Here is a 20982-nt window from a genome sequence, read left to right on the forward strand (position 1 = left end):
ACTGAGTGCAAGGCCGCGAAGGCAGATTCGGAGGGTCTCCTCCCCCCTTGAGGGGGAGGGACAGGGCGGGGGGTGTTTGTGAGCGCCGGGCTATCCCGGTGCACGTCACCCATTAGCCACCTTGCCCGCCTTTTCCTCGATGGGTTGGAACACCGCCAGCAACGCGTCGTGGATTTTTTTCTGGCGGGTTTTGGACTCGATTTTGTGGCCGGTGAGGTCGGTGACGTAGAACACGTCGACGGCCTTTTCGCCGTAGGTGCCGATATGGGCCGAGCCGATGGTGAGGTTGAGGTCGGAGATCTGGCGGGTGAGCTGGTGGAGCAGGCCCGTGCGGTCGAGGCCCATGACCTCGATGACCGTGAACTTCTCCGAGATGGTGTTCGAGACGGCGACTTGCGCCGGCAGGGTGAAGGGTTTCAGCCGCTTGTTGTGGCGGCTTTCCTTGCCGAGGTCGATCAGCACCTGACGCTTGCCCTGCAGCAACTGCTTCACCGTATCGATGATGCGGGTGGCGCGGACTTTCTCATCCTCATCGGAGGTGAACGAGCGGCGGAGGCGGAAGGTGTCGACCGCGCGGCCATCGCGGGTGCCGAAGATCTGCGCGCCAATGATCGAGGCGTCGGCCATGGTGCAGGCGCCGGCGATCAGCGACAGGAGCCGCGGATGGTCCGGGGTGTAGAACGAGACCTCGGTGATCGACTCGAACGACTTGATCCGGATCGAGCCGGCGAACATCTGGCCGGCCTGGTCGGCGACGCGGATCATCCGGGCGTGCTCGACCTGCAGTTCAGGCTCGGCGCGGAGCCAATAGTGGTCGTAGTGGCGGCCGAGATAGGTCTCGACTTCTGGCGCGGGCCAGGTGGAAAGCGCGCCGCGCAAGACGGTCTTCGCCGCCTCGATGCGATCGCGCTGGGTGACCTGGCTGTGGCCACCCGAGAGCAGCGGCTCGGTGGCATAGTAGAGCGAGCGGAGCAGCGAGCCCTTCCAGCCGGTCCAGACGCCGGGGCCCACCGCGCGGATATCGCAGGCGGTGAGGATCATCAGCAGCGCCAGCCGCTGCGGCGACTGCACCACATCGGCAAAGGAACGGGCCGTCTCGGGATCCTGGATATCGCGGCTCTGGGCGATCTCGCTCATCAACAGGTGATGTTCGATCAGCCAGGAGACGGTGTCGGTTTCGGCCGCATCGAGCCCGAGGCGCGGGCAGAACTTCTTGGCGATGCGGGCGCCGGCGATCGAGTGGTCCTCGGGGCGGCCCTTGGCGATATCGTGGAGGAACAGCGCGACGTAGAGCAGGCGTGTGTCGTTGAGATGCGGCAGCAGTTCATGGGTCAGCGGCAGCTGTTCGCGGAGGCCGCCATTGGCGATGTCGGCCATGACGCCGACGGCGCGGATCAAGTGCTCGTCCACGGTGTAGTGGTGGTACATGTTGAACTGCATCAGCGCGACGATCTTGCCGAACTCGGGCACGAAGCGGCCGAGCACGCCGGCTTCGTTCATCTGGCGCAGGATGCGCTCGACATAGGTCGGGGCGGTGAGGATCTCGAGGAACCAGGCGTTGGCCTGCTTGTCGTTCCGGAGGTCATGGCCAATCAGCTTGAACGAGCGGCGGATCAGCTTGATGGCGTCGGGGTGGAGGTGCGCATCGTGCCGCCCCGCCAGCATGAAGCCCTTGATGAGGTTGCGCGGGTCCTTCTGGAAGACGTCGGGGCCAGCAACGTTTAGCCGGCCGCCCTCGATGACGAAATCCGTCTCGCCCTTGATCGCCACCTTGCCGCGCTTGAACGGAGCGAGCACGCGCCCGACCATATCGAGGGGCTTTGCGTGATCGAACTCCAGCGAAGTGCAGAAGATGCGGGTGAGGTCGCCGACGTCTTTCGCCACGAGGAAATAGCGCTTCATGAAGCGCTCGACCCCGAGCATGCCGGCGCGATCGCTGTAGCCGAGGCGGGCGGCGAGATCGGGCTGCACGTCGAAGGTCAGCTTCTCGTCGGGCCGGCCGGTGAGGAAATGCAGGTTGCAGCGAATGGCCCAGAGGAAATCCTCGGCACGCTGGAACAGCCGGTATTCCTCGCCGCTGAGCACGCCCTTGCCGACCAGTTCGGCGCTGGATTTGACGCGGTAGAAGTACTTGCCGATCCAGAACAGGGCGTGGAGGTCGCGCAGGCCCCCCTTCCCGTCCTTGATGTTGGGCTCGACCACGTAACGGGTGTTGCCCATCTGGCGGTGGCGTTCGTCGCGTTCGGCCATCTTGGCGGCGATGAACTCCGGCCCCGTCTTGGGCATGATCTCGGTTTCGAAGCGATGGATCAGCTCGTCGAAGAGTTTTCTGTCGCCGGTGAGGTAGCGGGCTTCGAGCGTCGCTGTGCGGACCGTCATGTCGGAGCGGGCCATGCGGATGCAATCGTCCACCGAGCGCACGGCGTGGCCGACCTTCTGGCCGAGATCCCACAGCATGTAGAGGATGTATTCGGTGATCTGCTCGCCCCAGGGCGTCTGCTTGTAGGGCAGGATGAACAGCAGATCGATGTCGGAGCCGGGCGCCAGCGTGCCGCGGCCATAGCCGCCGACCGCGGCGATCGAGATCATCTCGGCGCCCGAGGGGTTGTCGACCGGGTAAACGTCGCGGACCGCGAAATAGTGGACGGCGCGGATGATCTCGTCTTCAGCGGCGCTCAAGTTCATGGCGCAGCGCGTGCCCTTGCCGGTGGCCATCAGCTCGGCCTCGGCGCCAACTCGCGCCGCGGCGAGGACGGAGCGTACATGCGCCAGCACGAGGCTGCGGGCGGCGGCGGATTTGGGGTCCAGCCCTGCGGTCAGCCGGCGGATATCGCCCAGGATGGTGTCGGCGGCCGTAAGCTGGAAGGCCGGTTTTCGCGGTCGGACGTCAATTTCGGCGAGCTGCATCGCGGATTTTCTTAAGCTCGTAGATCAGGTCGATGGCCGCGCGGGGCGTAAGGTCGTCGGGGCGCACCTGATCGAGCATGTCATGGATGGGATTAACGGCCGCCTTCGGGGTGGGCGGTTGATGCGCAAAGAGCGGCAGATCGTCTAGCACGACGGCTTTTCCGCCGGAAGAGCGCTGTTCGAGGACGCCCAATACCTGGCGTGCACGGCTCAGCACGGATTCAGGCAGGCCGGCGAGCTTGGCCACCTGGATGCCGTAGCTGCGATCGGCGGCGCCGTCGGCGACTTCGTGCAGGAACACCACTTCGCCCTCCCACTCGCGTACCTTCATGGTGTGGTTGGTGACGCGCGCCAGGGTCTTCGAAAGCGCAGTCATCTCATGAAAGTGCGTCGCGAACAGGGCGCGGCAGCCGGTCTGATCGTGCAGTGCCTCGACGGCGGCCCAGGCGATGCTCAGACCATCGAAGGTGGCCGTCCCGCGGCCGATCTCGTCGAGGATGACGAGGGAGCGCTGCGTGGCGCGATTGAGGATGGCCGCGGTTTCGACCATCTCGACCATGAAGGTCGAGCGGCCGCCGCCGATGTCGTCACTGGCGCCGACGCGGGAGAAGACGCGGTCGACGACGCCGATGTGGGCGGCGGAAGCGGGCACATAGCTGCCCATCTGTGCGAGGATGGCGATCAGCGCGTTCTGGCGCAGGAAGGTGGACTTGCCGCCCATGTTGGGGCCGGTGACCAGCCACAGCGCGCCGCCGGTGAGGTCGCAGCCGTTCTCGACGAACACTTCGTGCTGGGCCCGGACATTGGTTTCGACCACCGGATGGCGGCCGCCCTCGATGTAGAAGGCGAGGCCGTCGTCGATGGTGGGGCGGCAGAAGTTGCGGGTCATCGCCAGCTGCGCGAGGGCGGCGGCGACGTCGAGTTCGGCCAGCGCGTCGGCGATCGCCCGGAGCCGCGTGTTCTCGGCGGCGACGGCCTCGGCGAGGCGGGTGAAGATGGTGGCTTCGATGGCGAGGGACGCGTCGTGCGCCTTGGCGATGCGGCCTTCGAGCTCGGCCAGTTCCGCCGTGGTGAAACGCATGGCGTTGGCCATGGTCTGGCGATGGATGAAGGTATCGCGGTGCGGCGGCTCGAGGAGCTTGCCGCCATGGCCGGCGGGGACCTCGACGAAATAGCCGAGCACGCCGTTGTGGCGGATTTTCAACGAGCGGACATCGGTCTCGTCGATGAGGCGGGCCTGGAGGGCGGCGACGACGGCGCGGGTTTCCGAGGCCAGCGCCCGTTCGGCATCGAGCGGGGCATCGTAGCCGCGTTTGACGAAGCCGCCGTCGCGGGCGAGCAGCGGCGGTTCGTCGTCAATGGCGGCGGTGAGCTCGGCCGCCAGTGCGGCGGGGGCGTCGGCTAGGCGAACGGCGATGGATTTGAGATCGGCGGGCGGGCGGTCGAGGGTGGCGAGGCGATCGGCGAGGGCGATGGCGGCGGCGATGGCGCCGCCGGTGGCACGGAGATCGCGGGGGCCGCCGCGGCCGAGCGCGAGGCGAGTGAGGGCGCGGGTGAGATCGGGGACGGACTTGAGATCGCCGCGCAGGCGCTGGGTGAGGAGGCCATCGGCGACGAGGCTTTCCACCGCATCGAGGCGGGCGTTGATCTGGTTGGCATCGCGCAGGGGGGCGGCGAGGCGGCGGGCGAGGAGGCGCGAGCCGGGCGGGGTGACCGCGAGGTCGATCTCGTGGCGGAGCGAGCCTTTCTCCTGGCCGCGCTGGGTTTCGAGCAGCTCGAGCGAGACGCGGGTCGCGGCATCGATCGCCATGTGGGCGGAGAGGCGCTCCGCGGCGGGTGGGCGCAGGGCGACGGGGACGCCCTTCTGGCTATCGCTGATGTAGTCGAGGAGAGCGCCGAGAGCAGCGCGGCCGGCGCGGGAGTAGGCGGTGGGGTCGACTTCGCCGGCGGGGAAGGCGGCGGTGATCCGGTTAACTGCGAGTTCGCTGTCGAAGGCGGATGTGTCGAGACTGACAAGAGCCGCGTCGGGGAGCGGAATCTTGCCATCCGCGAGGGCGGTGCGGGTTGCTTCGGTGAGCAGCAGTTCGGCGGGGGCAATGCGGGCGAGTTCATCGGCGAGGGCGAGGACCGAGACGTCGAGCACCGCGGTTTCGCCGGTCGAAACATCGGCCCAGGCGAGGGCGAAATCCGTCTCGCCGTGGCGGACCATGCTGAGGGAGGCGAGATAGGCCGAGCCGCGGGTGGGGAGGAGGTCGTCCTCGGTAATTGTTCCCCTAGTCACAAGACGCACGACGTCGCGCTTCACCGGCGACTTGGAGCCACGTTTCTTGGCTTCCGCCGGGTCCTCCACCTGCTCGCAGATGGCGACGCGATGGCCGAGGCCGATGAGCTTTTTCAGGTAGTCCTGCGCCGCGTGGATGGGGACGCCGCACATCGGGATGTCGTTGCCCTGGTGCTTGCCGCGCTTGGTGAGGACGATGCCGAGCGCCTGGCTGGCGATCTCGGCGTCCTCAAAGAACATCTCGTAGAAATCACCCATCCGGTAGAACAGCAGGTAGCCCGGATTGACCGCCTTGATCTCGAGGAACTGCGACATCATTGGCGTGATAGGCGCGCTGTCGGCAGCACTCGGGGCGTTATAGGGCGCTTGGTCCATCGGGCTCGGCGGCGGAGACAGGGAGGCCGGGACGTTAGGGGGTTTGGGGGTGGCGGGCAACTGAGTCGCGGGTTGCTTCCCCAAGTCCACTTACCGTCGGTGCGGGACACGTACCCGCACCGGACTTGGTGATCGTCAGTACCGGTCGCTCGGATCCCGCACCGGCCGGTAGACGAAGTCGGAGAACACCGCTTCCTTCGCCGTCCCGTTCAAGTCCGATGCCGCCATGCCGACGAAGGCGCCGGTGAAGCTGCCGTGTTCGGCGTGGCCGCCGCATTCGTCGGAGAGGAGCGAGGCGTCGAGCGTGCCGCCGACCGGTTGCCAGTTGCCGGCGGCCCTGGCGTCGCCTGCGGCGTAGAAGAACTGCAGCTTTGGGCCGCGGATCTCGATCTTGAGACGCACCGGGCCGTCCTGTGGCAGCGGAACCGGGGCGGCCGGGTAGCTAAGCCGGCCGTCGGGGTGCGACGCGAGCGAGCTCATGATCAGCAGCTCGCGCTTGCCGTCCGAATGCGCGGTGACGGTGAGGTAGTGGAAGTTGTAGCGGCCGTAGTAGCCGGTAAGGCCGGCGAACTGGCGTTCGTCGACAGGCGAGAAGTCGAGGGTGACTTCGGCGTCGTAGGAGAAATGGGTCTGGCGGCGGGCGACCAGCGCCTGCTCGAACCAACTGCCGATCGACTCGCGGCCGAAGAGGGTCAGCTTGTTGTCGCCGACCTTGAAGATGCGCTCCGTCTCCGGAGTGCGGAGCCACTGGAAGTCCTGGTGCAGCGTGTCGAAGCTGTAGCGCTGCTCGGCCCAGTAGCCGGCGTCATCGCGAGTGCCGGGGATTTCGACTTCGAGCGAGGGGACCGGGCCGTTCTTCACCCACAGCCAGTCGTCGGCGCCCCAATAGGCCTCCTGGATGCCGGTTTCTCGGCCGAGCACGCAGCGGCGCTTCTGGGTGGTGGGGCGGCCCATCAGATGGACGAGGAAGGTCTTGCCATCCGGCGTCTCGACGATGTCACCATGGCCGGCCCGCTGCACGGCGTTGAGCGGCGCGTCCTTGGCGGTGAGAATGTGCTGGATCGGGTGGGTTTCGTACGGCCCATCGATATTGCGCGAGCGGGCGAAGGTGACAGCGTGCTCGTAGCCGGTGCCGCCCTCGGCGGTCAGCAGGTAGTACCAGGGCTGCCCGTCCTTGCCGTTGCGCTTGTAGAGATGCGGGCCCTCGACCAGCTTCAGGTCGGTGCCCTGGTAGATGTTCTTGATCGGCCCGACGAGCTTCTTCTGCGCGTGGTCGTATTCCTGCAGCGCGATGCCGGCGAACAGCAGCGGGCGGGTTCTATGGTCCCACAGCATGTTGACGAACCACTTCTTGCCGTCGGTGTCGTGGAACAGCGAGGGGTCGAAGCCGGAGGAGTTCATGTAGACCGGGTCGGACCACGGGCCTTCGATCGAGGGAGCGGTGACGAGGTAGTTGTGCGCGTCCTTGAACGAGCCGTCCTTGCGCTTCACGTCGGTGTAGATGAGGAAGAACTGCTCGCCGTCATGGCTGAGACACGGCGCCCAGATGCCGCACGAATCCGGATCGCCACGCATGTCGAGTTGGCTGGCCCGGGTCAGCGGGCGGGTGACCAGCTCCCAGTTGGCCAGATCATTGGAATGATGGATCTGCACGCCCGGGTACCACTCGAAGGTGGAGGTGGCGATGTAGTAATCCTCGCCGACGCGCAGGATCGAGGGATCGGGGTTGAAGCCGGGGAGGATGGGATTGCGGATGGTGGGCATGTGACTCGTTTCAGCTGAGCGGCAGGCGATACTGGATGAAGCCCGAACGGGAGGCGACGCGATCGTAGAGGGCCTGGGCAGTGGTGTTGGACTCGTGGGTCAGCCAGTATACCCGGCCGCTGCCCGCCTGCTTCGCCTGGTCGGCGACATAGGCGATGAGGCCGCGACCGTGACCTAGGCCGCGCCCGTCCGGCGCCACGAACAGATCCTGCAGGTAGCAGTTGTCGGCCAGCGCCCAGGCGGTGCGGTGGTAGATATAGTGGACGAGACCCACCGGGCGCTCGCCGGCGAGGGCGAGTGCACCCCATACCGGCTCGTCGTCGGCCAGAAGGCGTGACCAGGTCGAGGCATAGATCTCCTCGGGCAGGACGCTTTCGTAGAAGGCCAGGTACTGCCGCCAGAGATCGGCCCAGGCGGGCCGATCATGAGGGGTCAGTGGCCGGATGGAACCCGTCTCCGCCATCAAACGAACCGGTTGACCAGGTTCTCGAGGTATTCCTGCTGGCCGGATTTCGGCTGTGGGTTGATGCCCTGCGCTTCGACCCGGGCGGCGATATCGGCGAGGCTGTCGGAGGTCAGCATCTTCTGTGCTTCCGCGGACTTCCAGCCGGCATAGCGGGCCTCGATCACCTTGTCATAGGTGCCGTCTTCCAGCAGCCCGGCGGCGCCCTTGAGGCCGCGGGCGAGGATATCGAGGCCGCCGACATGGCCGTGCAGCAGGTCGGCCGGATCGATCGACTGGCGGCGCACCTTGGCGTCGAAGTTGAAGCCGCCCTTGCCGAGGCCACCGGCCTTGAGGATCTGGTAGAAGGCCAGCGCCATTTCGCCGGGGTTGTTGGGGAACTGATCGGTGTCCCAGCCCGACTGCAGGTCGTTGCGGTTGGCATCGACCGAGCCGAGGATGCCGAGGCCGCCGGCGACGGCAAGCTCGTGCTCGAAGCTGTGGCCGGCGAGGAAGGCGTGACCGACCTCGATGTTGACCTTCACGTCCTTCTCGAAGCCGTAGGTCTTGAGGAACCCGTACACCGTAGCGACGTCATAGTCGTACTGGTGCTTGGTCGGCTCCTGCGGCTTGGGTTCGATCAGGATCTGGCCCTTGAAGCCGATCTTCTTGGCGTGCTCGATGACGAGGCCGAGGAAGCGCGCGGCGTGATCCTGCTCTTCCTTGATGCGGGTGTTGAGCAGCGTCTCGTAGCCTTCGCGGCCGCCCCACAGCACGTAGTTCGACCCGCCGAGATCATGGGTGATCTCAAGCATCTCCTTCACCTGCCCGGCGGCATAGGCGAACACGGCCGGATCGGGGTTGGTGGCGGCGCCGGCCATGTAGCGGCGGTTGGAGAAGAGGTTCGCGGTGCCCCAGAGGAGCTTGGTGCGGCTCGACTGCATCTTCTTGGCGAAGATGTCGGTGATGGTGCGGAGGTTCTTGTTGCTCTCCTTGAGACTGTCGCCTTCCGGGGCGACGTCGGCATCGTGGAAGCAGAAGAACGGCGCGTCCATCAGGTCGAACATCTCGAAGGCGACGTCGGCCTTGATCTTGGCCCCCTCGAGGCCCTTGTCGTACCAGGGACGATCGAAAGTGCGGCCGCCGAACGGGTCGCCGCCTTCCCAGGCGAAAGTGTGCCAGTAGGCGATGGCGGGGCGGATGTGATCTTCCATCCGCTTGCCGAGGACAATCTCGTCCTTGTTGTAGTGCCGGAACGCCAGCGGGTTGCTGGACGTCGGTCCTTCGAACTTGACGGGCGAAATTCCCTTGAAGAAATCAGTCACTTACGGGCCTCCTCGATGGCGGGGTAGAGCGCGCGGTAGCGCGCATATTGATCGGAATAGGCGGTCTTCAGCTTGGCGTCGGGTTGGATCACCCGCTTGATCGCCGGCATGGTCATGATCTCGGTGGGATCGGCGCCCTCGGCGGCACAGAGGCCGAGGCGGGCGACGCCCAGCGCGCCGCCGAAATCGCCGTCCTCGGGGAGCGCGATCTCGGTGTCGAGATTGGTGGCGATGAGCTTCAGCCACAGTTCGGATTTCGAGCCGCCACCGACGGCGAGCAGCCGGCCCATCGTCGTGCCGGCATCGTTCAACACGCGCTGGCAATCGCGGAAGGCGAAGGCGACGCCCTCCATCACCGCTTGTGCGAGCAGCGCCGGATCAGTGGAGTGGCTGAGGCCGGTGAAGCTGCCGCGGGCGGCGGCGTTGTTGTGCGGCGTGCGCTCGCCCGAGAGGTAGGGGAGGAAGATTTCCTCGCCCGGACCCTTGAACCCGGACTCGGCGGCACCGGCCAGTTTGGCCGGGTCCTGGCCAGTGATCTTGGCCAGCCAGTTGAGGCTGTCGGTGGCCGAGAGGATGACGCCCATCTGGTGCCACGTATTCGGGATGGCGTGGCAGAAAGCGTGGACGGCGCCCTTGGTGTTGGGGCGGAAGCGGTCGTTCGAGACGAACAGCACGCCAGAAGTGCCCAGCGAGACGAAGCCTTCGCCCGGCTCGGTGGCGCCGATGCCGCAGGCGGCAGCCGCGTTATCCCCTGCCCCACCGGCGACGACGACCTCGCCGGACATACCCCAGCGGTTGACGAACTCACGCTTGAGGTTGGCGGACGGCGCGGAGCCCTCGACGAGCCGCGGCATGTGCGAGCGATTGAGGCCGGTGAGCTTCAGCAACTCATCGGACCAGTCGCGCTTGCCGACATCGAGCCACAGTGTGCCGGCGGCGTCGGACATCTCCTCGACATGCTCGCCGGTGAGCAGCAGGCGGATATAGGCCTTGGGCAGCAGCACCTTGGCGAGCTTCGAATAAATCTCCGGCTCGTGCTTGCGGACCCAGGCGATCTTGGGCGCAGTGAAGCCAGGCATGGCGATGTTGCCGGCAATATCGCGGAGCGCGGGGAGCGCCGCTTCCATCTCGGCGCACTCGGCAGCGGAGCGGCCATCGTTCCAGAGGATGCAGGGGCGGAGGACCTTGTCATCCTTGTCGAGCAGGGTCGCGCCATGCATGTGGCCGCTGAGCCCGATGCCGCGGACCTTGGCCATTTCGGCCGGGTGGGCCTTCGACAGCTTGTCGATGGCTTCGAGCGTGGCGTGCCACCAGTCGGCGGGATTCTGCTCTGACCAGCCGGGATGTGGGCGGGTGGGTTCGACCGCCTTGGCGGTGGCTTCGCCAATCGGCGAGCCGGCCCGGTCGATCAGCAGCGCCTTGACGCCGGAGGTGCCGATATCGATGCCGAGATAGGTCATGAGGCACGTACCTCAAGACCGTGCAGACAGAACATGCTGAAGTCCTCCCGGGGCGTAGCTATTGATTGATTACCCTCTGGGGAGATTGTCGCGCAGATAGAGCCCGATTTCAATGGGGGCCGGACGGCGCTCGGCATCCTGGCCCAGCGCGAGCGCTCGGGCGACGGCGAGCGCGGCGGCGATTTCGCCATCCGGGTTCTGGTCGATGACCACGTCGATGGCACCGGAACTGAGGCCGGCGCGGGTGGCTTCGGTGAGTTCGTGGGCGACGACGCGGACCTTGCCGGTCATGCCGGTTTTGTCGAGCGCACGCAGCAGGCCGGAATAGCCGCCGCCCATGTTGTAGATGCCGCTGAGCGGCTGGCTCAGCAATTCGAGCGCCGCGGCCTCGGTCTTGGCGTCGTCGTCAAAACCCTCGAGCGGACCGATGATCTTGTGACCGGGGAACTCGGAGAGAAGCACCGCCTCGAAGCCTTCGCGGCGCTGGTGGTGATCGGCGAGGCTGAGGGAGCCGGCAATGAGGCCGATAGGTCCGGGGGCGGCGAAGCGGCCGAGGAGCGAAGCGGCCGTGCGGCCGGCGGCGTTGTTGTCGATGCCGACGAAATGGCGGCGGGCCGAGCCGGGGAGGTCGGAGACCAAGGTTACGACTGCGATGCCGCGGCGGGAGGCCTGGTCGATGGCGCGGCGCACCTTGTCATCCTCGGTGGCGACGACCACGGCGCAATCGCAGGTTTTGGGGTCGAGTCCGCTTAGCGCGCTAGCGAGGGCGGCGGGGTCGAACGCGTGCACCAGCTTTGTGGTGATGGAGAGTCGTTCGCCCTTGGTGGTGCGGGCGCGGCGGTGAATGGCATCGACGAGGCCGAGCATGAACTCGTTGCGGCCATCGGGGATGAGGAAGGTGACGCCGAGGTCGCGAGCCCGCGCGAGCAGTGACGCAGAGATATCGCGGCGGAAGTCGAGCGTCTTGATCGCCTCGGCGACCTTGTCGGCGGTTTCCGTGCGTACTCCGGGGCGGCCGTTGAGGACGCGATCGACCGTTGCGAGCGACACGCCAGCCTCGCGAGCGACATCATGCACCGTGGCGCGGCGCTTCACTTCGTCCATCTCGCCTCCTCCCCCGCTTCCGCTTCCTCAAGATTGCGGCTATCAACCCGTCGCACGAAAGAGGAGATAACGGCAATGAGCGTCACGGTGGAAGAGTTCGGCAGCTTCGAAGGCAAGCGGGTCGAACAGTTCAAGCTCAAGAGCGACACCGGCGTCGAAGTCGACATCATTTCGTGGGGCGTATTGGTGCGTGACTGGCGCGTGCCGGTGGCCGGGGGCTTGCGTTCCGTGGTGCTGGGCTTCGACAAGTTCGGCAGCTATCCGGCGCATTCGCCGTATTTTGGCTCGCTCGCGGGGCGCGTTGCCAACCGCATCAAGGATGCGACGTTCAGCCTCGACGGCAAGACCTACACGCTGCCGGGCAACTTCCACGGCCACACGCTGCATGGCGGGCCGGAAGGCATCGGCCGGCTGGTGTGGGAAGGCGAGGCGGACAGCGCCAACAATGCCGTGCGCTTCACCCTCGAATCACCCGATGGCGCCATGGGCTTTCCGGGGAACGTGAAGTTCACCGCGACCTACACGCTCAGCGGCAACCGGCTGCGCCTCGATATCGCGGCCAAGGCCGACCGGCGCACGCCGATCAACGTGGTGCAGCACCAGTATTTCAACCTCGGCACCGGCCCGGATGTGCTCGACCACAAATTCAAGATCGCGGCCAGCGCCTACACGCAGCTCGGCGAGCAACTGATCCCGACCGGCGCGATCCTGCCGGTCGATGGCACGGTGTGGGACTTCCGCCAGGGCCGCAACATGCGCGACGCCAGCGGCAAGCCGATCGACTATGACGGCAACGTGGTGCTGAACAGCGATCGCAAGTTCGCGGATCCGGTGGCGGTGGTGACCGGGCCGGACGGGCTGCTGACACTGAGGCTCTATACCGATCGGCCGGGCCTGCAGGTCTACAACTCGGTGACGACGCAGGCTGCAGCCGAGGGCAAGACGTACGGCAACCACTGCGGCTTCTGCCTCGAGGACCAGGATCTGCCCGATTCGGTGAACCACCCGCATTTCCCCTCGACGATCTACGGGCCGGACCGCGACTACAGCCACCGCGTCGACATCGAGATCGCGTAAATGGCGGTGTACGTCGCCCTGATCCGTGCAATCGGACCGGTGACGCACGCCAAGATGAAGATGGCCGCGCTGCGCGACGCTTGCGCAGCGGCGGGCCTCGACGACGTCTCGACGGTCGGCAATACCGGCAACATCATCTTCTGCTCGGGGCACACTTTGGCCGAGGTGCGGAAGATCGTGCAGGGCGCGGTAGATGGCTTCGGGCTCGGTCCGGCCAACGAGGTGTTCGTGCTTACGCCGAAGGCGATGGCAGCGGTGGTGAAGGCCAATCCGTTTCCCGAGGTGGCCACGGAACGACCGAGCGAACTCGGCGTCTCTTCCTTCCACAAGGCGCCGGACTGGGCGCCGGTGATCGGCTGGGCTGGACCGGAGCTGGTGGCGACGGTGGGTGCGCACTTGATCGTCGCGTACCCCAAGGGGATCACCGGCTCGAAGCTGCAGATCGAGAAGGCGCTCGGGGCCAGGATGACGCAGCGCAACTGGACAGTGTTTGCCGCGCTGGCGGCGAAAGCGGCGGCCCTGGCGAAAGCTGCTGACAGCATCTGACAGCAGGCCTCGCGCATCGATCTCCGCGTACCCCAACGTGGAGACGATCCTTGACCCCTTTCACCATCGCCATTGCCGACGCCGATATCGCCGACCTCAGGAGCCGGCTGCAGCACGCCCGCTTTCCTGACGAGGTCGAGGATGCCGGCTGGGAGTATGGCACCAGCCTCGCCTTCCTTCGCCGCTTCGTCGACTACTGGGGCAATGAGTTCGACTGGCGGGCCGCCGAGGCGCGGCTCAACCGCTACCCGCAGTTCACTGCCGAGATTGATGGCGAGACTGTGCATTTCGTCCACGCACGGGGCAAGGGCAGCAACCCGGTGCCGGTGCTTCTCACCAACGGCTGGCCGAGCAATTTCGTCGAGCTCTTGCCGCTGGTCGACCGGCTGACCGCCGACGGCGTGTCGTTCGACGTGATCATCCCCTCGCTGCCGGGCTATGGCTTTTCCGGCCGGCCCCGGCACAAGGGCATGAACCTGACGCGGACGGCGCAGCTTTGGGCCAAGCTGATGGATCGGCTCGGCTACCCCCGCTTTCTCGCCTCAGGCTCGGACCTCGGCACCGGCGCGATGCTGAGCCTCGTGCGACACCATCCCGAGCGGCTGCTCGGCGCGCACTACTGCAACGTCTTTTCGGGGTACCCAAAGCCGGACGACCCGACGTCGGAGGAGGCCGAGTATTTTCAGAAGGTCGCCTATACCGGCTTTGCCGAGGGGGCCTATGCCCTGGTGCACGGCACCAAGCCGACATCGCTGGCGGTGGGCCTCAACGATTCGCCCGCCGGGCTCGCGTCGTGGATCCTCGAGAAATTCCATCGCTGGGGCGACACCGGCGGCGACATCGAGAGGGTGTTTCCGTTCGAGACACTGGCGACGCTTCTGTCGGTCTACTGGTTCACCGAGACTACCGGTTCGTCGGTCCGCCTCTACAAGGAAGCCTTCGCCGACCACGAGATCATGTTGCCGATGCCCAGGCACGACGTTCCGCAGGGCGTACTGGTGCCGGCCGAGGCCGACCTCCCGGCGCCGCGCGCCTGGGGCGAAAGGAACCTCCAGAACCTGATCCACTGGAACGAGGCCCGGCAGGGCGGACACTTCCCGGCGCTCGAGGTGCCGGATGTGCTCGCCGGGGACATCCGGGCATTCCATCGCGAGATCGCGCGGCGCGGCTAGCGCTTGCCCGCCGGGGTGGCCGTCAGCTCGGCCACCTCATTCGCCGCCCGTTCCACCACGGCGGCATCGGTGCGGTAAAACCAGAAGCGGCCGCGTTTTTCGAGCAGCAGCAGGCCGGATTTCCGCAGCACCTTGAGATGCTCGGATACCGTTGCCAGCGACAGCTCGGAGAGGGCGGCGAGATCGCCCGCCGCCTTCGCTTCGGACATGCAGGCAGCAACGAAGGCGCGCCGGTCGGGATGCGATAGGGCGCGCAGCACTTCGTCGAGGTCGAAACTGTCGATCGCCGTCAGCCCTGGATGAGGGTGATGAGGTTGCCGGCGGGGTCGCGGACCTGCGCCTTTTTCACCCAGCCATTGTCGACCGCCGGCATGGCGATGGCTCCGCCCTTGGCCTCCGCAGCGGCGAGCGCCTGGGCGAGGTCGGGCACCACGATGCCGAGGGTGAGCGACGGGGTTTCGGCCTCGACCAGCGCGCCGTCCGGTCCGCCATCGGGGGTCGCGACCATGCCATAGCCGGGGCCGCGCGGCGTTATCTGCCAGCCGAGCACGCCGGAATAGAAGCTTTGCAGGGCGCCGAAATCCGGACCGGCGATATCGAAGTGACCGATGCCGTTGAGGCTGTGGGGCTTGCCGCTCATCACGATCTCCTGTCGTTGCGGACACATTATTTCGGGATATCCCGAAATGTCAATCGCTGCTGACAGCCTCTGGCAGGAGCCCCCTCACATGGTGCAGCGAGCCGAATTTCGGTAGAACCGAAGGACCTGGGAGATGATTGCTTGGACAAGACCGAACGCCTGTTTTCCGTCATGGACGCGCTGCGCCGTCACCGCCGCCCGGTTACAGCGGCACAGCTCGCCGAAGAACAGGGCGTGTCCGTCCGCACGCTCTACCGCGACGTGCAGACGCTCATCGGGCTGGGCGCGCCGATCGATGGCGAGGCCGGGGTGGGCTATATGCTGAAGCCCGGATTCTTCCTGCCGCCGCTGATGTTCACGCCCGAGGAACTCGAGGCGCTGGTGCTCGGTGGCCGCTGGGTGCAGGCGCAGCCCGATGCGGGGTTGGCGGGTGCCGCGAAGAACGCACTGGCCAAGATCGCCACCGCCTCTCCTGACGATCTGCGCGACCGGATCAAGGATACGGGGCTTTGGCCGGTGCTGATGCGCGGGCCGCTGGAGCCGACTCCTGTACTCGGCGTGGTGCGAGCGTCGATGCGCAACGAGAAGGCGCTGCACATTGCCTATGCAGACGAGAGCGGCAAACAATCGGAACGCGACATCTGGCCGGTGCAGCTTGCCTATTACGAGGGCAAGCAAATCGTCGTCGGCTGGTGCTGCATGCGCGAGGCGTTCCGCAATTTCCGCACCGACCGGATCGTGTCGGCGGCGGAGACCGAGCAGCGCTATGGGCGGCGGCGGTTGCAGCTCGCCAAGGAATGGCGCGAGGAGTGGGGGCGGCTGCACCCGGATTGGGCCTCGTCGCCGGGTGGCTGACACTATCGAAGGACTTGGCTTCAGATCCCCGCCTGCGCGGGGATTTTTGTTTGCGTCACAGCGGGATAACGATGCTGCCACGGTCTGTCAGCAGGGGTGATGCAAGGTCTTTTGGAGACGCCGGGCCATGGTGGGCCGGCGCGGAACAGGAGCCGAAAATGACCGAACTTGATCGCAGGAGCTTGTTGAAGGCCGCAGCTGCGGCGGCAGTCGTCCCGGCGCTCGGCGCCTTCGTTTCCCACGCAACCGGAGCAGACGAAATGAGCATCACCCCGTTCAAGGTCCAGGTGTCCGAGGAGGACATTGCCGACCTCAAGGAGCGCCTGACCATGGCGCGCTGGCCGCATGCGACGAGCACCGACTGGAGCCGCGGGCAGCCGGTCGCGTTCATCAAGGAACTCGCCGACCAGTGGCTGAACAAGTTCGACTGGCGGGCTTGGGAGGCCAAGCTCAACAGCTACCCGCAGTTCCTCACCGAGATCGACGGGCAGACCATCCACTTCCTCCACATCAAGTCGAAGGAGCCCAACGCCTTCCCACTGGTCCTGACGCATGGGTGGCCCTCGAGCGTGATCGAGTTCTTCGAGGTGATCGGGCCGCTGAGCGATCCGCGGGCGCATGGGCTCGACCCGGCGCTGGCCTTCGATCTCGTCATCCCCTCGCTGCCCGGTTACGGCTGGTCGACGCCGCTCGCGGCGCCCGGCTGGGACACCGCCAAGGTGGCGAAGACCTGGGACACGCTGATGAAGCGGCTCGGCTACACCCGCTATGGCGCGCAGGGCGGTGATGTCGGCTCGCTGGTCGGCAAAGAGCTCGGCATCCTGAAGCCGGAAGGCCTCGTTGGTACGCACCTGCAGCAGATCTTCGCCTTCCCGACCGGCGCACCGGGCGAGATGGAGAAGCTGACGCCGTTCGAGAAGGAGGGCTGGGCCAATCTCGACATGTTCATGAAGTATAACGGCTACCAGGACATCCAGAGCAAACGCCCGGGCACGCTGGGCTATGGCCTCGTCGACTCACCTGTCGGTCAACTGGCCTGGAACACCGAGCTGTTCTTCGGCTTCGAGGGTCAGGGCGTGCAGTTTGTCGATCGCGACCGGTACCTGGCGCACGTCTCGATCTACTGGTTCACGGCGTCGGGTGGCTCGGCCGGGAATATCTATCTTGAGGATGCGCGCTCCGGTTCTGGCTATCGCGAGGAGCGCAACGACACGCCGACCGGGGTCGCAGTGTTCCCGTGGGATTTCCGTTCGGTCCGCAGCTTTGCCGAGCGCGCCAACAACATCGTGCACTGGACCGAGATGCCGTCAGGCGGCCACTTCGCGGCGACCGACGCACCAGATTTGCTGGTCGCCGATATCCGGACGTTCTTCGGCGGACTAATCTAAAGGGGCGGCAGCGTACCTTCTCCCCTTGTGGGAGAAGGTGCCCGAAGGGCGGATGAGGGGTCTCTCTCCGCGAACTCCAATTGCTCGTCGCTACGCTCCGATCGCGCAACCCTCAGGTTGCGGACCCCTCATCCGGCGCTGCGCGCCACCTTCTCCCACAAGGGAGAAGGTAACCCGGTGGGTGGGGGAAGCCCCGCCCCTTCGTTACTCGGCCGCCTCCAGCTCGCCGACTGCCGTCAGCTCGACATCGTGCGGGAAGCGGATGAGGTTGGAGTAGGGGCAGATGTCGTGGGCCAGCGCCATGACTTCTTCGAGCGTCGCCTGGTCGAGGCCCGGGGCGCTGGCGGTGAGGGCGGCCCTGATGCCGTAGCCGACGCCATCTTCGCGATCGTAGAAGCTGACCGCACCGGTGACCGTGGTGTCCTCGGGCAGCTTCACCTTGAGGCGCCCGGCAGCGCCCTTCATGGCGCCCATGAAGCAGGCCGAGTAGCCCAGCGCGAACAGCTGCTCGGGGTTGGTGCCCGGGCCGCCGTCGCCACCCATCTCCTTGGGAACGGAGAGCGAGACGGCAACCTTGCCGTCATCGGTCGCGGCGGTGCCGGTGCGGCCGGCATAACCGGTGGTGGCGTGGGCGGTGTATTTGACCTGCATGGTGAAAAGTCCTTGTCGAAGGGAGGAGGAAGGCGGAACGTCGGGGTACATAGACGACAATTAGATTGTGCGCAATTCAATTGTGCACTATCTATCATCGCATGGAGACGAACGTGGCAAACGCATCGGCAAAGGACCTACGGCTGGACCGGCAGCTCTGCTTCGCGGTGTATTCGGCGGCGCACGCGTTCAATCGCTTCTACAAGCCGCTGCTGAGCCAGCTGGGGCTGACCTACCCGCAGTATCTGGCGCTGCTGGTGCTGTGGGAGGATGACGGGCTCACCGTCTCGGCCATTGGCGAGCGGCTGCTGCTCGATTCGGGGACATTGACCCCATTGCTGAAGCGGCTCGAGGCGATGGGGCTGGTGAGCCGCCGCCGCGACGAGCGGGACGAGCGGCAGGTGATGATCCGGCTGACCGAGAAGGGCAACGGGCTGCGGAGCGTGGCGGAGGGGTTTCCGGCCAAGATCCTCGATGCGTCCGATAGCCCAGGCGAGGAAGTCGACGGGCTGCGCCGGCGGCTGGTGGACTTGCGCGAAAAGCTCGACCGGTCCGTCGCCTAGCCGAACGGGGCGAGGACCAGCAGACCGGTTAGCACCGCCATGTGCAACACGGTGATCATGGCCGTCACGATGACGAAGCTTCGCTTGCTGGTCTTGTGACGCAGTAGCTGCTGCGCGACGAGGCCGCCGGCGATGCCGCCAATGAGATCGATGGTGTGCAGCGACCGCTCGCTCACGCGCCAGCGATCGGCTTGGGCGGCTCGCTTGTCGAACCAGTAGACGATGATGCTGGTGACGCCGAGAGCGAGGTAAGCGGCTGGCAGCCAAGCCGGGGCGCGGCCGAGAAGGACGGCGGCGACAGCGAGCAGCACGATGAGTGCGGCTCCAGTGGCGAACAGCCAATTGCCGGATGGCTGCCGAACGGATGGCGCACCACGCCGATTGGCGGCCAGGTTCACCGGATTGGCGCCTGCGATCTTCACGTCGTCGGCAGCCGGCCGGCCGTCTCGGCCCTGGGTGAGGGTGAAAGACACCCGATCGCCGACACGCGGGCGCGTCGCGATACGGCCGATGGCCTTGATGTGAACGAAGCAGCGCCGGCCGTCATCGGCGGCGATGAAGCCAAAGCCCCGGTCGTCGTTCCATTGCACAAGTTCGCCGGTCTGCCGCCCCATCCTACAGTCCCGCGAGATCCGCTTCGCTCCACCCAAGCGCCGCGACGTCCTCGATGCGGTCGCGAAAGTCGCTGGCGGTGAGGAATTCGTCGAGCTGCGGCGGCTTCACGGAGCTGCCCGACAGCATGGCATGGACCTGACCGCGGTGGTGGGTCTGGTGCATGAACAGGTGCAGCAGCAGATCGTCGGTGCGCTCGTCCTGGATGCGGTTGGTACGGTGGACATGGGTTTCGGCGGCAAGCCGCGCGTCGGTTAGGCCGGTGCAGAAGGCGAGGAGGCGCTCGTCGACAGCGAACTGCGCCGCCGCCAGCGGTGCGATGGCGTCGAACGGTTCCTCCGGGTCCCAGGCCTTCGGCCCGAGCGTGCCGCCCTCCAGCGCATCGACGTAGAACCAGTCGACGGTGAGGATATGGCTGAGGGTGGATTTGAGCGAGGGAAAAAAGCTCACGCGCCTCGCTTCGAACTCGCCCGGCTGCAGCGCGAGACAGGCGGTGAGCAGCCGGTGATTGGCGAGCCGGTTGTTCTGCGCGAGCTTGCGCATGATGCGGCCGGCGATGCTCATGGCTTGCCTCCCGGCTCGATGGGCTTGGTCGGGGCCGCCATGCCATCGGCTACCATGCTGCCGAACAGCTGAGCCAGACGGTTGCTGACCGGAGTGTTGGCGGTGGCAAGGACGCGCGACACCTCGCCCACGAGGTTGCCGCTGAGGGTGTTGAGCAGCTCGGTGCCCTCAGCGGTGAGGGTGAGCACCTTGGCGCGGCGGTCATCCGGGTCTTCGGCGCGGGCGACGAAGCCGCGGTCGACCAGCGTGCTGGCGACCCGGCTCGCCGCCGGCAGCGATAGCGCCAGGGCGGTGGCGAGGCTGTTGATCCTCAGCGCCTTGTCGCGATCGAGCAGGTAGAGCGCCGCCAGTTCGGCCAGCGTCATGTTCTCGTTGCGGAGGTTCCGCGCGGTGCTCGACAGCAGCTGCGCCGACATCAGCCGCAGGAACTGCGCCATCGGGCTCATGGGGTCGGCGGCAGCTATTACTTGCATATCTGGAATCATTGCAATCTGACAACAATTATGAACGCGCACTAAATGGTGCGCTCAAAGGCGGTTCAGTGGAAGCCCGTCATAAGGCCGCCGTCCAGTCATCCACCGGGAATGCTGGACCGGCGACCGGAGGACTGGCGCCGTCCCCTCCCGGACAGGAGACTGAAATGAACGTGACCAAATCGGCAAGCCTCGCCCTCGCGGCGATCCTGCTCAGCACCAGCCTCGCCTCGGCGGGTGGTATTCACATCCCGGGCCTCGACGGATCGGGTTCGGGCGACGATTCGCATTCCATCGACATCTTCCACGATGCGATGCCCGATAACGATCCGCCGGATTTCGGCGACATCTTCAACCCGCAGCCCGAGCTTGAGGTCACCATCAATGAAGACCTCTTCGAAGTGCTCAATCCGCCGCTCGATGTCATCGATCTGGGCATCGACATGGGCAACGGCGCGCCTGGCAAGGGCGGCAAGGCAAAGGCCGGCCAGCTCAGCGCCAACGTGAAGCTCGGCGCGGCGCTCAAGTGCGTCGTCTCGGGGACGCCGAGCGAATTCCCGGACGATCTGCGCATCGCCAATGCCGGTGTGCTGGCGCTGCCGGCCGGCACACAGTTCAAGTGGAAGGCGGCGGGGATCAGCGGCGTTGCGAGCCTCGGCAAGACGCTGCAGCCGGGCAAGGCGCTCAAGCTCTCCAACGTGCTGCCGGGCGGCGTCGAAGCCGGCACGGCGTGCTCGGCCAAGGTCATCGGCCTTTGACCGGAGGCGAGGTCCCGGCCGTCGA

Annotated in this window: 20 protein-coding genes; 7 read left to right on the plus strand and 13 right to left on the minus strand. The window is 66.2% G+C overall.

Annotated elements, in window-relative coordinates; translation table 11 throughout:
* Positions 1–105: 105 nt before the first annotated feature.
* From AC1DWU_RS19530 to AC1DWU_RS19560, 7 genes are all read right to left on the minus strand, one after another.
* Complete coding sequence (locus tag AC1DWU_RS19530; RefSeq protein ID WP_477151672.1) at positions 106–2907, minus strand: [protein-PII] uridylyltransferase; 2802 nt, start codon at positions 2905–2907, stop codon at positions 106–108.
* A complete protein-coding gene (mutS, locus tag AC1DWU_RS19535; protein WP_477151673.1) occupies positions 2888–5563 on the minus strand; it encodes a DNA mismatch repair protein MutS in 2676 nt (891 codons plus the stop codon). Before mutS ends, AC1DWU_RS19530 begins: the two co-directional genes overlap by 20 nt.
* A 135-nt stretch (positions 5564–5698) precedes the next feature.
* On the minus strand, positions 5699–7327 hold the full coding sequence (locus tag AC1DWU_RS19540) for a glycoside hydrolase family 43 protein (RefSeq protein WP_477151674.1): 1629 nt from the start codon (positions 7325–7327) through the stop codon (positions 5699–5701).
* Between the two features lie 10 nt (positions 7328–7337).
* Positions 7338–7790, minus strand: coding sequence for an N-acetyltransferase family protein (locus AC1DWU_RS19545; RefSeq protein WP_477151675.1), 453 nt, complete (start codon positions 7788–7790; stop codon positions 7338–7340).
* The gene (gene xylA, locus AC1DWU_RS19550) at positions 7790–9094 is read right to left on the minus strand and encodes a xylose isomerase (protein ID WP_477151676.1); all 1305 of its coding nucleotides are present in this window, start codon (positions 9092–9094) and stop codon (positions 7790–7792) included. The genes AC1DWU_RS19545 and xylA overlap by 1 nt, the downstream gene beginning before the upstream one ends.
* Complete coding sequence (gene xylB / locus AC1DWU_RS19555) at positions 9091–10554, minus strand: xylulokinase (RefSeq protein WP_477151677.1); 1464 nt, start codon at positions 10552–10554, stop codon at positions 9091–9093. The genes xylA and xylB overlap by 4 nt, the downstream gene beginning before the upstream one ends.
* A 69-nt stretch (positions 10555–10623) precedes the next feature.
* Positions 10624–11658 (minus strand): LacI family DNA-binding transcriptional regulator, encoded by a 1035-nt coding sequence (locus AC1DWU_RS19560; RefSeq protein ID WP_477151678.1) that lies wholly within the window; start codon positions 11656–11658, stop codon positions 10624–10626.
* A gap of 75 nt (positions 11659–11733) precedes the next feature.
* Between AC1DWU_RS19560 and AC1DWU_RS19565 the strand changes: the two genes are divergently transcribed.
* From AC1DWU_RS19565 to AC1DWU_RS19575, 3 genes are read left to right on the plus strand one after another with little or no spacing between them, the layout of a single operon-like run.
* On the plus strand, positions 11734–12735 hold the full coding sequence (locus AC1DWU_RS19565; RefSeq protein WP_477151679.1) for an aldose epimerase family protein: 1002 nt from the start codon (positions 11734–11736) through the stop codon (positions 12733–12735).
* On the plus strand, positions 12736–13281 hold the full coding sequence (locus AC1DWU_RS19570) for a DUF1697 domain-containing protein (protein ID WP_477151680.1): 546 nt from the start codon (positions 12736–12738) through the stop codon (positions 13279–13281).
* Between the two features lie 50 nt (positions 13282–13331).
* The gene (locus AC1DWU_RS19575) at positions 13332–14453 is read left to right on the plus strand and encodes an epoxide hydrolase family protein (protein WP_477151681.1); all 1122 of its coding nucleotides are present in this window, start codon (positions 13332–13334) and stop codon (positions 14451–14453) included.
* Here the strand turns inward: AC1DWU_RS19575 and AC1DWU_RS19580 are convergent.
* Positions 14450–14713 carry an ArsR/SmtB family transcription factor gene (locus tag AC1DWU_RS19580; protein ID WP_477151682.1) on the minus strand — a complete coding sequence of 88 codons (264 nt, stop codon included), beginning with the start codon at positions 14711–14713 and terminating at the stop codon, positions 14450–14452. The two genes, AC1DWU_RS19575 and AC1DWU_RS19580, sit on opposite strands and share 4 nt — an antisense overlap.
* 29 nt (positions 14714–14742) lie before the next feature.
* On the minus strand, positions 14743–15093 hold the full coding sequence (locus tag AC1DWU_RS19585) for a VOC family protein (protein ID WP_477151683.1): 351 nt from the start codon (positions 15091–15093) through the stop codon (positions 14743–14745).
* A gap of 141 nt (positions 15094–15234) precedes the next feature.
* Here AC1DWU_RS19585 and AC1DWU_RS19590 point away from each other — a divergent pair, with 141 nt between their 5' ends.
* Positions 15235–15948, plus strand: coding sequence for a helix-turn-helix transcriptional regulator (locus AC1DWU_RS19590; protein WP_477151684.1), 714 nt, complete (start codon positions 15235–15237; stop codon positions 15946–15948).
* Positions 15949–16106: 158 nt separating this feature from the next.
* Positions 16107–17336, plus strand: coding sequence for an epoxide hydrolase family protein (locus AC1DWU_RS19595; RefSeq protein ID WP_477151685.1), 1230 nt, complete (start codon positions 16107–16109; stop codon positions 17334–17336).
* Positions 17337–17540: 204 nt separating this feature from the next.
* Here the strand turns inward: AC1DWU_RS19595 and AC1DWU_RS19600 are convergent, their stop codons facing one another.
* Positions 17541–17987, minus strand: a complete 447-nt coding sequence (locus tag AC1DWU_RS19600) for an organic hydroperoxide resistance protein (protein ID WP_477151686.1) — start codon at positions 17985–17987, stop codon at positions 17541–17543.
* Positions 17988–18100: 113 nt separating this feature from the next.
* Between AC1DWU_RS19600 and AC1DWU_RS19605 the strand changes: the two genes are divergently transcribed.
* Positions 18101–18550: a MarR family winged helix-turn-helix transcriptional regulator gene (locus AC1DWU_RS19605; protein ID WP_477151687.1), complete on the plus strand. Its 450-nt coding sequence runs from the start codon at positions 18101–18103 to the stop codon at positions 18548–18550.
* Here AC1DWU_RS19605 and AC1DWU_RS19610 read toward each other — a convergent pair.
* From AC1DWU_RS19610 to AC1DWU_RS19620, 3 genes are read right to left on the minus strand one after another with little or no spacing between them, the layout of a single operon-like run.
* Positions 18547–19164 (minus strand): DUF1294 domain-containing protein, encoded by a 618-nt coding sequence (locus AC1DWU_RS19610; protein ID WP_477151688.1) that lies wholly within the window; start codon positions 19162–19164, stop codon positions 18547–18549. The two genes, AC1DWU_RS19605 and AC1DWU_RS19610, sit on opposite strands and share 4 nt — an antisense overlap.
* Position 19165: 1 nt before the next feature.
* Positions 19166–19726, minus strand: coding sequence for a DinB family protein (locus AC1DWU_RS19615; RefSeq protein WP_477151689.1), 561 nt, complete (start codon positions 19724–19726; stop codon positions 19166–19168).
* Positions 19723–20199 carry a MarR family winged helix-turn-helix transcriptional regulator gene (locus AC1DWU_RS19620; RefSeq protein ID WP_477151690.1) on the minus strand — a complete coding sequence of 159 codons (477 nt, stop codon included), beginning with the start codon at positions 20197–20199 and terminating at the stop codon, positions 19723–19725. Before AC1DWU_RS19620 ends, AC1DWU_RS19615 begins: the two co-directional genes overlap by 4 nt.
* 167 nt (positions 20200–20366) lie before the next feature.
* Between AC1DWU_RS19620 and AC1DWU_RS19625 the strand changes: the two genes are divergently transcribed.
* A complete protein-coding gene (locus AC1DWU_RS19625) occupies positions 20367–20957 on the plus strand; it encodes a hypothetical protein (protein WP_477151691.1) in 591 nt (196 codons plus the stop codon).
* The last annotated feature ends 25 nt before the right edge of the window (positions 20958–20982 follow it).

It is taken from the genome of Devosia sp. P2_G7 (assembly GCF_056403495.1).